This is a genomic window from Pseudolysobacter antarcticus, from assembly GCF_004168365.1.
GTDB classification, from domain to species: Bacteria; Pseudomonadota; Gammaproteobacteria; order Xanthomonadales; family Rhodanobacteraceae; genus Pseudolysobacter; species Pseudolysobacter antarcticus.
Genome location: NZ_CP035704.1, coordinates 1,383,527 through 1,396,106 on the forward strand (window position 1 = coordinate 1,383,527; position 12,580 = coordinate 1,396,106).

The following is a 12,580-nucleotide window of genomic DNA, read 5'->3' on the forward strand; positions in this document are numbered from 1 at the left end:
GCGAGCATAGAACTGGATTTTTCGTATGAATGATTTTCCCCGCTGGAAGTACACGCTGATCGCCGTGGTTATTTTTCTCGGCCTGATTTACGCGTCGCCAAACCTGTTTCAGTCGCAACCCGCGGTGCAGATTTCTGCCAAACGTGGCGCGACCGTCGATGAGGCGCTGAAGGAAAAAGTCACCGGCATCCTGCAGGCCAAGAAGATCGACTTCAAGGCGATCGACTTGAATGACGATCGTCTGCTGGCGCGTTTCGCCGATGCCAACGTGCAGCTTGCTGCCGCTGATGCGCTGACCGCCGATCTCAATGAGAAAGGCGAGCAATACGTGATCGCGTTGAACCTGGCCTCGACCGTGCCGCAATGGTTGCGTGCGATCGGGGCGAACGCGATGCCACTCGGCCTCGACTTGCAGGGCGGCGTGCACTTTTTGATGGAAATCGATCAAAAAGCCGCGCTCGAAAAACAGCAGCAGCGTTATGTCGATGACGTGCGTTCGACCTTGCTCAAGAGTGGCGTGCGTTACCAGTCGGTCAACCCGACGGCCGCGGGTATCGCGGTGGTATTGAATTCGCCGGAAGACCAGAAAAAAGCCGCAGTGATTCTCGCGCAGGAAGTGAACAAGCCGGAAAATCTCGGTGATCCATCACCGCTGGATATCACCGATGGCGTGGCCGGCAGCGAGAATGGCCTGACCGTGAAAGTGCGCGAAGCGACCGTGCTGAAGCAGTCCAAGGACACCATCGCGAGCAATCTGACGACTTTGCGCAATCGCGTCAATGAGCTTGGCGTTTCCGAGCCAACGATCCAGCAGCAGGGCAGCAGCCGTATCGTGGTTGAGCTTGCCGGCGTGCAGGATTCCGCCAAAGCGAAGAAGATTCTCGGCGCCACCGCCACGCTCGAATATCGCGCGGTGGATGAAAGTATTACCGGTGAGGAAGCAATGCGTACCGGACGCGTTCCCCCCGACTCGCAGATCTTTTACAGGCGCGGTGGTGGCAGCGATGGCAAGGGTCAGCCGGTATTGCTGAAGAAGAAAATCATCGCCACCGGCAACGAACTCGTCGGTGCTACCAGTATTCCCGATCAGCAAACCGGCACACCTTCGGTTTCGGTGCGGCTGAATGCGGCTGGCGCGAAGAAGATGCTGGATTTCACGAGCCAGAACGTCAACCACGGCATGGCGGTGGTGTATATCGAGCGCACGCCGGAAGTAAAAATCATTGATGGCAAGGAAGTGCGTACGTCGAAAACGACGCAGGAAGTAGTGAGCGTCGCGACCATCCAGAGCGTTTTCAGCAGCCAGTTCCAGACCACAGGTTTGGGCAGTTCGAAAGAAGCAGCCGACCTCGCGCTGTTGTTGCGCGCCGGTTCACTGGCAGCACCAGTTGACATCGTCGAAGAGCGTGTGATCGGCCCGAGCCTCGGCCAGGACAATATCAACAAGGGCGCGATGGCGGTCTTGCTCGGCCTGCTCGCCGTGCTGGTTTGCGCCGCGTTGTACTACCACCTGTTCGGTCTGATCGCGGATATCGCGCTGATCCTCAACCTGGTGATGCTGCTCGCGCTGCTTTCAAAGATCGGCGCCACGCTGACCATGCCGGGCATTGCCGGTATCGTGCTGACGCTCGGTATGGCGATCGATGCCAACGTGCTGATCTGCGAACGTATCCGCGAGGAACTGCGTAACGGCTTGACACCGCTCGCTTCGATCCGCGCCGGTTACGAAAAAGCTTGGGCGACCATTCTCGATGCCAACGTCACACATTTGCTCGCGGCAATCGGTCTGCTGATTTTTGGCTCGGGCCCGATCAAGGGCTTCGCGGTGACGCTCTTCCTCGGCATTCTGACCTCGATGTTTACCTCGGTGACGGTCACGCATGCGATGGTCAATCTGATCCACCGCGGCCGCAAGCTCAAGACGTTGTCGGTGTAATCCACTCCGGCGAACCGTGCCACGAACAGCGCGTGATTTCGCGCCAACTCATACGCCAGTAGAAGAATAGACTTATGGAAATTTTCAACCCGAACAGCAAGATCGACTTTCTCGGCTGGCGCAATATCAGCGTCACGATTTCGGCGGTGCTGATGCTGATATCGATCGTCGCCATCGGCGTGCGTGGCCTGAACTACGGTCTCGATTTCACCGGCGGTGTGCTGGTCGAAGCGGCCTACGAACAGCCAGTCGATTCCAACGATGTACGCAAATCGCTGGAAGACGGCGGCTTTCCGAATGCGGTGGTGCAGAGTGTCGGCGGATCGCGCGAAGTGGCGATTCGTCTGCAAAGTTCGAGCACGCAGCAGGAAGGCGTGAAGGCCGATGAAGTGTCGAAAAAAGTCATCGACGTGCTCAAGGCAAAGCGCGCGGACGTCACCATCAAACGCACTGATCTGGTCGGCGCTACGGTCGGTGATGAACTGAAAAGCCAAGGCATCATCGCCGTGCTATTCGTGATGATCGGCATCATGATTTACATCGCGGTGCGCTTCGAATGGCGTTTCGCGATCGCCGGTGTCGCCAGTGAAATCCACGATACCCTGATCGTGCTCGGCTTCTACGCGATCACCCAGCACGACTTCGATATCACCGTGCTGGCCTCGGTATTATCGGTGGTAGGTTATTCGATCAACGATAAAGTCGTGGTGTTCGATCGTGTGCGCGAATTGTTCCGCTCCAGCCGCAAGGCCGAGCCGGTCGAGGTATTGAACAAGGCGATCAACTCCACCCTGTCGCGTACCATCATCACCGCCGCGTTCACTGGCATCACGATGGTCGCGCTGTATTTCTTCGGCGGCCCGGTCGTACACGGCTTTGCACTGACGATGATCATTGGTATCGTGGTCGGTACGCTGTCATCAATCTTCTTCGCCAACCCGATCCTGCTCTGGCTCGGTGTGTCGAAACAGGATCTGATGCCGGGCAGCAAGGACAATGCCGAACTCGCGCGCCGTCCATAACGAATCTGAAACACGCCACTCGCAATGAGTGGCGTGTGTTTTACTTTCAACTCTCCAGCAAACCGATCGCCTTGCTAGCATAGGTCATCAGTGCCGGATCGATTCCGGTTTGCGATTGCATCGTGTCCGCATCGTCGTGAAACATCGTGTTCACCGAACGCTGAATGCCGCTATCGCCACCAGTGAATTCACGCACCAGCTCTCGCCAGCGTCGCGCCAGAATTTGCACTTCCTCACTGGCTGGATCCTTGTCGAGTTTCAGCGCCGCCTGCATGCCGGCAATGACATTCGGCCATGCCTGTTCGACTTCGCGAATGCGCTGCGGACCGAGCGTATCGCCGCGCTGTTTGATGGTTTGCATCTGTTCTTCGGTGAAATATTTTTCCATGATCGTACTGGCCTCAATACTGTTGAGCAGGGTTTCGGTATCGATCGTCTCGCCGCTGAGGGCCTGACGCGCAACGCGCTCCAAGCGGATCAGCAGCGCTTGCTGACGGACGATGGTTCCCCGCATCCGGTCGACCTGACACGTCAACGCTTCGGCTAATGAAGGCGCGTTGGCATCAAGGCAGTCGCGGATTTCGTTGAGTGGAAATCCGAGCATTTTCAGCGCAGCGATGTGCTGCAGGCGTAGCAGTTCGTTTTCACCGTACAAGCGATAACCGGCAGCGCTGCGAGTCGCGGGGTAAAGCAACCCCTTGGCCTCGTAATGGTGCAGCGTGCGGACGGTCACGCCGGTACGTTTCGCGATCTGGCTCACGCTATACAACGGCATCGTTTTGCTTCCGGGTGCGGGCGACGCCATGCTGCGGCCTCACGTTGCGTCAGGGTCAAGCATGATTTTGCGCGATTGACCTCTGAAACGATATCGCATGCGATTTCAGCCTTCAGCCTTCAGCATCAGCACGCCGCGTCGACCTGAACACGTGCTTCAGCAATAAAAAAACCCGCGTTTGGCGCGGGTTTTTTTTGGTAAATGCTATGGTATTTAATCCCGACTATTCGTGCTCAATGCCATTGTAAATATTCGGACTTCGAGATTTTGCCATCATGGTTCAAGTCGACATGTTTGAAGTCATTCGCTAGCGGCGGATAGGCGCTCGCCTCATCGGGACTTAGTGAACCGTCCTTGCTCAGATCCAGACGGTCGAAATCGGGATGCGGACCGTCGGGCGGTATCGCGGGCTGCCCCGAGTGCACCGTGACGGTTTGCCCGTCCGCGGTTTTGATATCGGTGGAACTGGTCTGGTCTGCGGCGGACGCCGCGCCGAAACCGGCAGCAATGGCCCAGGCAACTACATAGCGGTAATGACGTTGGTTCATCGGATTCTCCTCGATCAAAAGGTGCGCGGATTCTGCGGGATGTGCAAAAAACTCCCATACGCGCGGACATCGATGATGAGGGGTTTTACGTGAACGCAAAGTAAGTCTGCGTCGTTGGTAGCTAACGGCAACGGAGCAAAGATATTCCCGATGAACATTCGATTCTTTGCGTGTCTTTTGCGTAGATAACAATCGAATTGGGCGTGGGCTTTCTGGTTCCCTAATAGTTGCTTAAACGAACGCTATTGCGAGTGTTGGAGTTTGCCGCGGAATTTGCAGCAATATTTAGGGCACACTTTGCCAGCCACCAAGAAGGATTCGAAGTGTCGGGTATTTGAGATCCGCCGCGCGCTGTGCTGCAGCAGACACTTCAGTTGCGATGCGTTGCACGTCAACAATTGCCGAACCTATTTCATCGGACGGAATGAAATAGACAATCATTTCGTCGTGATCGTGCGCCAGATTTAGGCGGGACCAAAACAGACGTACGACACAGTGTCTTGAAAAATGTGAGCCATATCGCCGTCAGATCAATCGGTGTCGCCCAGATACACGATTGGCTCAACTCAGGGCATCGTTTGGTCGCGATCAGCGAATGTTAGTCGGTAGTACGTGTGCCCGATTTCCAATTCGAGGTTTGTCATGCGGATCCTAACTAATACTAGAGCGCGAAAATGGAACTATCGCTCCGCATAATCACATAGGTCAAGCAAGCACTGCCAAAAAAGCATCTGCGTGATTATATTTTTCGTGACAATCAGGTCGTGCCCATTGCCGGCCTCGCAACCACATTAAACGGCCGCGTCATTTTCTTGTCCTCGTGTTCGAGGTATCAGACATAACGGCCAGTGCAGCCTTCGAGTTCGCGATGACGCGCGTGACCATGCCCGGGTCGGCGCGCACGGTGTCTTCCCAGCCGGCCTCGTTGGCTTCGGATGGGATCGCCGCGCCGGTGTAGTGCATGACTTTTTGGTCTGATACAGAAATATATCGAAACGGCGTCGATTCAGAATCTGGAAGCGCACAAGATGTAGATGCATCGCGACGACCAAGCGCGCCGGAGCGGATGTCGAGACAAACGTCGAGTTTGAACTGCACCGCATGACGCCGATAGGAATCCTCGATGACATGAACCGTCCTCCTGTTGAAGGTCCACGCAGCATTTCAGTCTGGCGTTCCCTACCGCTCCAGCATCAGCGGTTGGCTCGAGAGGAAGCTCACTTTTCGGTGCAAATCAGCAGGTCAGTTTTCTGCTTGAGCCAACCTGGCTGATAGCTTCGAGCCCACGCGATGAACGCGTCCAGTGGCAGCGGTTCGCTGAAATAGAAACCTTGCCCTTGTTGGCAGCCGAGCTTGGTAGCCAACGTGCACTGGGCGAATGTTTCGATGCCTTCGGCGACGGTCACCTGTCCCAGCTTCGTCCCCAACTCGATGGCGGTGCTGAGGAACGCGCAACCGTGCTCGCTCAACGGCGCTGCCACCACAAAGGATCGATCAATCTTCATCTCCGTGGTGGGGAACTGCTGCAGAAACTGCATCGTCGATGCGCCGGTTCCATAGTCGTCAATTGCCAACTGGAAGCCGTTCATGCGCAACCGGATCAGCATCTCGAGCGCCGTGGCCAAATCCTCAATCAAGCACGTCTCAGTGATCTCGAGGGTGAAGTTTGCCGGTTTGTCGCCTTTCGCGGTCACGATCTGAATGATGTGTTCGACCATGTCTGGCATGCGGAGATTATGCAGCGAGAGGTTGACCGCAATGTTGATCGGCAAGTCGGCCGCAACCAGTTTGGCGCGATCCATTACCGCCTGATGCAGGATGGCCAGAGTGAGCTCGTCGATAAAACCATGGCGCTCAGCCGAACTCACGACATGATTAGGGGGAATGTTGCCGAGCTCGGGGTCCTTCCAGCGCAGCAGCGCTTCGGCTCCGACCAATTCGCCCGATTTCAGGTCGATCTTGGGTTGATAAGCAAGCCGCTGTGTTCCTTTTTTAAGACCACGCCGCAAGTCTTGTTTGCTCAGCTCAATGGTTGCTCCGCTTTTCTCACGCTTGGGGAACTGTGTGTTGTACCGCTGCAGCAACTCCGCTAACCGCACACGATCAACAGGTTTTTGCAGCACGCCAAGTACGGTCAGGCCCAGGGTTGCTGCCAGCTGGCCGCTTGCTTCAAGTACGCGAGGATGTTCGCCGCTCAACAGGATCAGCGCGGGGGGCGAGGGAAAATCCGCCAAGTGTTTCAACAGCAGAGCGCCGTCCATTCCGGGCATGTTCAGATCGCAAACCATCAGGTCGACGTGGCGCAGCGACAACATCGCCAGTGCCTCATTGCCGTCCTGAGCGGTCTCGATATCGACAAGTGCAAAATCTCTCAAGAGGGCCGAGACGATCTCGGTCATCAGCGGGTCGTCATCTACTACCAGCGCGCTGAGGGCTGAAACCTGCCCGGAGATTACGGAAGTCATGCTGCAACGTCCCCATGAATTGGCACCAGACCATTACTGACATGGAACTGTTCTGAGCGCCTGCTGTTATTGAAATCCGCTTTCGTTTGTCGATGCTCTTGATACGAGGATCCGTCATGTTTGTAGCACGGATGCGCAATGCGGCCAAGACAATCTCGCACCCTCTGAAAAGCAGATTCAAGTCCGATCTGCGAGCCCGCGCGTCTGAAAGGCCGTCACGCGATCCAGGGTTTGCTCAAGTTCCAACTGTGCAGACTCCGCCAAGGATTCCAGCTCCGCGGCAGTTCCGCGATGTTGCTCCACGGCATCGAAAGCGGAAGCCGCTGTTTGTTCGCCGAGCTGTTGGCATCCGGATTTGAGCCGGTGCGCCAGCCTTTGCAGGATGTCGCAATCGCCAGCGTGCCGCGCTTGAGTCCATCGCCCCAGATCCGCGCGGGCGCTGGTCGCAAAGATGCTCAGCAGGCGCTGCAACCTGGCGTCATCATTGCCTACAACGTGGGCGAGCGCCGCAAAGTCAGACTCGGGATGATTCGGTTGCATGTGCGCAAGGATGCGCTTCAGCTCGGGAATCTGTAAAGATCTGCAAGGTAGATTAGGTCGATGCGCACTGATCCAATAGGTGCGGTGACAGGAAAGACCAAGGCTCAGCGGGATTCATTCGCGCCGCTTGATCCAGCGCGCAAGTACGACGAGCAGCTGATCCGGATCGATGGGCTTGGCGACGAAATCGTCCATGCCCGCATCGAGGCAGCGCTGGAGGTTGTCCTGCATTGCGTTGGCCGTCATGGCGATGATCGGCAGTTCCGCAGACACCGAACTGCGGATTTGCCGAGTAGCCGTCAACCCATCCATCGTCGGCATCTGCATGTCCATCAACACGGCATCGTAATGGCTGGCCATGACCATGCGTACGGCGGCCTCGCCGTCGTCGGCAATGTCCACGACCAGACCAGCGTCGCCAAGGATCGCTCTCGCGACCTCTTGATTGAACTCGTTATCCTCGGCCACCAGCACCCTCGCTCCGTGAAGGGCCTTGATCGATTCCGCGTTTCCTATGCCTGCGGCATCGGCCAATCCGAGCATGCTTACCAGCCTGTCGAACAAGGTCGAGGAGTCAAACGGCCGGTCGATGGTTGGGTAGCCGCTGCGCTCAGCTTGCTTCTTGAGGTCCTGCCGCTCCGCCGAATTGACCAAGACGATCCGTTGTTTTAGAGCGCTGGAAAGCGTCTTGATTTGCGCGGCCACGGCGAATCCAGCGGATCCGAACGTCTCGATATCGAGCAGTACGATGTCGAATGATCGGCCGGAACTGATCGATTCACGGAGGATCGTGATGGTGTCCTCGGCATCCGTGGCGCTGACGACGGTAAACCGCATACCGGTGAGCAAGGCTGACAGGTTGGCGCTCTCGGCACCCGTGCCAGCAGCGACGAGAAACCTCCGGCCATACAAGTCGGGCGCCAACTGCACGGCGCGACGCTGCAGCCCGTCGATGCCGACAGGTGCCGTAAACCAGAACGTGCTGCCGACACCCAAGCGGCTGTCGACACCCATTTCGCCGCCCATCAGGCGGACGAGGTTGCGGCAAATGGCCAACCCCAGTCCGGTGCCTCCATATCGGCGCGTGATCGAACTGTCGCCCTGCTGGAAGGCGTCGAACACGTTGTCGATCTGGTCTGCGGTGAGCCCGATGCCGGTATCCCGCACGCAGAAGCGCAGCACCGCATCGTGCAACGTACGCGAATCCACGCTGACGGAAATCGTGATCTCACCACGTTCGGTGAACTTGACCGCGTTGGTCGCATAGTTGATCAGCACTTGTCCCAGCCGCAGCTGGTCGCCGACCAGCTCGGCGGGGACATCCGCCGCGACCTCGACCGAGAACCGCAGTCCCTTGACGGCCGCTCTGTCGGCAGTGACATTGGCCGCATTGTCCAGCAGTTCCGCCAGGGCGAAGTGTGCTGTCTCAATGGTCAGCCGGCCCGCTTCGATCTTGGAGATGTCGAGTACATCGTTGATGACGGCCAACAGGTGCTGACCGGCGCGCTGGATCTTCTCCAGGTAGCTGCGGCGTTCTGATTCCGTCCTTTCCTTCAAGGCCAGATGCGACATGCCCAGGATCGCATTCAGCGGCGTACGGATCTCATGGCTCATTGTGGCGAGGAAGGCGCTCTTGGCCTGATTGGCCGCCTCGGCCGCGGCCCGCGCTTCCTCCAGTTCGCGTTTTGCCTCGATGATTTCGGTGATGTCCTGGACAACGCCGTACATTTCCCGGCATGGACGCTTGGGGTCATTCACGACGATCCCCATGGCGTGCATCCAGGCGATCTTGCCGTCGACCGGGCGCAGGAATGGATAGACCGCGTCGTAGAAGGGGAGCTCACCGGAGCAGGTCTTCGTGAACTTCTCGCTGACCTGGGCGGCGATGACCGGGTCGGCACTCTCCATATGGCAGTACCATTCTTCCATGAGGTTGTAGCGCCAGTCGCCCGGCTTGGCCGGCACACCGTAGATGGCGGCCGCGCGGTCCGAGTTGGTGTAGAAACCGGAGTCGTCCAACGGCACGAACCAGTAGCCGGTACGGGTCAGGTCCATCGCCTGTTCGTTGAACAGGTTCACGCGCTGCAACTGGGCGGTGCGCTCGGCCACGAGCTCCTCCAGATGATCACGGTGGCGCCGCAATTCTGCTTCGGCAAGCTTGCGCTCGGTGATGTCGTAAGAGGCGCCGACCATGCGCATGGGCCTGCCGTCGGCGTCTCGAGTCGTCTGTCCGTACGCCATGATGTGATGCTCAGTACCATCGGGCCACCGGATGCGATATTCCTCGTAGTATTCGGGCCCGCCATGCATCGCGGTCTGCAAGGCCGCCTCCACGCGCGGCAGGTCTTGCGGATGCACCGCTTCGGACCATCCGGTGACGAAGCCGTTGAAGTCCTCTTGCTCAATGCCGTACATCCGGCACATGGCGTCGTCCCAGACTACTTCGTTGGTGACCAGATCCCAGTCAAATATGCCAGTGTTGGCGGACGCGACGGCGAGCTGCAGGCGAGTGGACATCGCACGCAAGGCTTCGTCCGCTCCCTTGCGCTCGGTGATGTCATTGAAGGCGACAATGGTCAGGTCACCGTCACGCGTCCCCGAGATTTCCACCGTGATGACCCGGCCATCCTTGCAGGTGATGTCGAATTCGTCGCGCCTGATGCCATCGGCTCCCTCGCCTTCGACGGCGGCCCAGCGCTTGATCATTTCCCTGCGGTAGTCGGGGTCGGGATAAGCAAGAGCGTTCCACTTGTCCATCGTATCGATTTCTTCGGGTGCATAGCCGAACATGGCCAGAGCCCTGCGATTCCAGAACTCGATTTCGCGACGCTGGTTGTGCCAGGCGAGGGGCAGAGGCAATGCGTCCAGCGCTTGGCGCAGTTCGTCCTTGCCGGCGCGAATCGCGGCGAAGGAATCCAGCTGCTGCTGCTGCGGCATGCGGGTGAAGGCGCCCCGCATGGACAGCAACGCGACGACGAGCAATATGAGCGGCACCGCAATTACGAGGACGACGGTGATCGCGTCGGTCACCTTACTGTGCCCACCTGGATTGCGCCAAGGAAGGAGGATGACCCGCAGCGAGTTGTCGTGAATCTTTCTGCTCGGTTATGCAGAGGGCAGCAGCGGCATCCGTGGCGCGTTCAAACGCCCGGTGCATTCCACCCGCTCGGAATGTGTCGCTCATAGCCGTGCCAGACCCCTTTAAGCAAGACATTTGATCAGTTCAGATTACGCCAGCATTCGAGAAGGAATACCTCTTTAGCCGGGCGATTTCAAGTCCACGCGTGACCTGATCAGTGAATCGTCCAAGCGCTGGCCTCGGCAAGGCGCCCCAATCCGATTTCATGGCGTTGGCGTCCAGTGCGGCCATGGTGTCACGCGATGAGCGCGGACGGTGTGCAGCCGATCGAGTCGGTGGGATTTCGAAGAGGGACGAGGATTCTTCTGCGGATTGAAGTTTCAGGCGCCGACATCTCTGATATTTGCATAGCTATGAAGACCATTTGGTATTTCGCAAGCCTTGCGATTTTCACAGTGCAAGCAAACGTCAATCAGAAATGCACCGCGTGGTAAATTTTTTCTGACAGTCAGGTCGTGCCTGCAATCGGCGCGGCAATCACATTAAACGGCCGCATCATTTCATTGTCCTCGTGTTCGAGGATATGGCAGTGCCAGACATAACGTCCGGTATAGCCTTCGAATTTCGCGATGATGCGCGTAACCATTCCCGGGTCAGCGCGCACGGTATCTTTCCAGCCGGCTTCGTTGGCTTCGGGCGGGATCGCCGCGCCGGTGTAGCGCATGATTTTTTTGGTTTGATAGAGAAACGTATCGAAACGGCGCCGATCCAGAATCTGGAAGCGCACGAGATGCAGATGCATCGCGTGCGAGTCGTCGGTGAGGTTGATCATGTTCCAGGTTTCGATCGTGTCGATGACTGGATCTTCGGTCACGGGCATGCACCAGTGTTTGCTGTTGAGCGATAGCGATACGGGATCGCTGACCAGATCGTCGACTTCTTCGAGCGTCAGATCGCGGGTTTTTACCGAGGCGGATTCCAGCAGCTTCGGTACGGCACGCAGCGCTGCCGGCAATACGCTCGTATCTTTTACCGCGGCCTTGCTCACGCGGAATTGCAGCAGCGGCAGCACATCGTTTTTCAGCACGATCTGTGTGCCGGCGTTGCTGGAAAAATCTATGATGATGTCAGCGCGTTCGCCGGGCGCTAGCGATAATAATTTCAGAGTTACCGGCGCTGGCAACAAGCCCTGATCGCAACCGATTTGCTGAAACGGCTGGCCATTATCGAGCGACAAATGGAAATAACGTGCGTTGGCGCAATTCACCACGCGCAATCGATATTTTCGCGGCTCCACGTTGTGATACGGAAACAGTTTGCCGTTGACCAAGGTGGCATTGGCGAATAGCTCAGGAATCCATGGTGACTTTGCATTTGCCGACACCGGGTAATGCAACTGTCCGTTTTGATCGAACAAACGATCGCACAGCAACAGCGGAATTTCGTACTGATCGCGCGGTAGGTTCAGTGCGTCTTCGACCGCATCGCGAATCAAAAACGCACCGAACAATCCCGCGTATACATTCAAACGATTGATGCCAAGCGCATGATCGTGATACCACAGCGCAGTGGCGTCCTGCCCGTTCGGATAGTGATACAACGCGGACTTGCCCGGCGTGAACCACAGCTCGGGATAACCATCGCTCTCGGGCGGTACGCGCGCGCCGTGCACATGCGCCACCGTGCGCACTTCTGGCAGCTCGGCTTCGGCGCCGTGGATGCTGTGATCGATCGGCAAGAAGTGCTGTTGCGGAAGATTGTTGATCCAGTCCACCAGCAGGCCTTCACCGCTGCGTGTTTCGATGGTCGGGCCGGGCATGCTGCCGGCGTAACCCCAGCAGTGTGTGGGTTTCAGGTCGCGATGCACTTGGGTTTCGAGCGCGCGCATTTCCATGCGGTAATACGGAATCTGCAACGCGGCATTGGTCGGACTCGCGCGTAGTCCCGCATTGCGTGCGATAGCAGGAATTGGCAGCGGATCGACGAATGGTTTCAGGTTTTTCGGATCGAGCACCGCCACTTCGCGAGCCGTGCGCGGCAATCCTGCGCGGCCGACGCTGCCGAAAGCCAATGCGCTGGCGACGAGACTGCTGGTTTGGAGAAATCGGCGTCGCGTGATGATCATCTAGTCGAGTTTTCCCATGGCAAAGTGGTACTTGTAAGCGTTGAGTATCGCTTCTGCCAAAATGCAAAAAGGAGCATGCGCGATGCATGC

General features: G+C 57.5%; 10 protein-coding genes. 2 read left to right on the plus strand and 8 right to left on the minus strand.

Going from position 1 to position 12,580, the window contains the following annotated elements:
- The first annotated feature begins 25 nt into the window (after positions 1 to 25).
- On the plus strand, positions 26 to 1,936 hold the full coding sequence (gene secD, locus ELE36_RS05935) for a protein translocase subunit SecD (protein WP_129832197.1): 1,911 nt from the start codon (positions 26 to 28) through the stop codon (positions 1,934 to 1,936).
- Positions 1,937 to 2,010: 74 nt separating this feature from the next.
- The gene (gene secF, locus ELE36_RS05940; protein ID WP_129832198.1) at positions 2,011 to 2,958 is read left to right on the plus strand and encodes a protein translocase subunit SecF; all 948 of its coding nucleotides are present in this window, start codon (positions 2,011 to 2,013) and stop codon (positions 2,956 to 2,958) included.
- 46 nt (positions 2,959 to 3,004) lie between these two features.
- On the opposite strand, the gene ELE36_RS05945 is transcribed toward secF, so the two are convergent.
- From ELE36_RS05945 to ELE36_RS05975, 8 genes are all read right to left on the minus strand, one after another.
- Positions 3,005 to 3,733 carry a MerR family transcriptional regulator gene (locus ELE36_RS05945; RefSeq protein ID WP_165371495.1) on the minus strand — a complete coding sequence of 243 codons (729 nt, stop codon included), beginning with the start codon at positions 3,731 to 3,733 and terminating at the stop codon, positions 3,005 to 3,007.
- A 233-nt stretch (positions 3,734 to 3,966) separates the two neighbouring features.
- The gene (locus tag ELE36_RS05950; RefSeq protein ID WP_129836668.1) at positions 3,967 to 4,281 is read right to left on the minus strand and encodes an EF-hand domain-containing protein; all 315 of its coding nucleotides are present in this window, start codon (positions 4,279 to 4,281) and stop codon (positions 3,967 to 3,969) included.
- A 285-nt stretch (positions 4,282 to 4,566) separates the two neighbouring features.
- Positions 4,567 to 4,722 (minus strand): hypothetical protein, encoded by a 156-nt coding sequence (locus ELE36_RS20285; RefSeq protein ID WP_165371496.1) that lies wholly within the window; start codon positions 4,720 to 4,722, stop codon positions 4,567 to 4,569.
- A gap of 363 nt (positions 4,723 to 5,085) precedes the next feature.
- Positions 5,086 to 5,379: a cupredoxin domain-containing protein gene (locus tag ELE36_RS05955; protein ID WP_129832200.1), complete on the minus strand. Its 294-nt coding sequence runs from the start codon at positions 5,377 to 5,379 to the stop codon at positions 5,086 to 5,088.
- A 119-nt stretch (positions 5,380 to 5,498) separates the two neighbouring features.
- On the minus strand, positions 5,499 to 6,746 hold the full coding sequence (locus tag ELE36_RS05960) for an EAL domain-containing response regulator (protein WP_129832201.1): 1,248 nt from the start codon (positions 6,744 to 6,746) through the stop codon (positions 5,499 to 5,501).
- A 177-nt stretch (positions 6,747 to 6,923) separates the two neighbouring features.
- Positions 6,924 to 7,286: an Hpt domain-containing protein gene (locus ELE36_RS21135; protein ID WP_425480894.1), complete on the minus strand. Its 363-nt coding sequence runs from the start codon at positions 7,284 to 7,286 to the stop codon at positions 6,924 to 6,926.
- Between the two features lie 114 nt (positions 7,287 to 7,400).
- Positions 7,401 to 10,316, minus strand: coding sequence for a PAS domain-containing protein (locus ELE36_RS05970; protein WP_129832203.1), 2,916 nt, complete (start codon positions 10,314 to 10,316; stop codon positions 7,401 to 7,403).
- A 557-nt stretch (positions 10,317 to 10,873) separates the two neighbouring features.
- On the minus strand, positions 10,874 to 12,490 hold the full coding sequence (locus tag ELE36_RS05975; protein WP_129832204.1) for a multicopper oxidase family protein: 1,617 nt from the start codon (positions 12,488 to 12,490) through the stop codon (positions 10,874 to 10,876).
- Positions 12,491 to 12,580 lie beyond the last annotated feature (90 nt).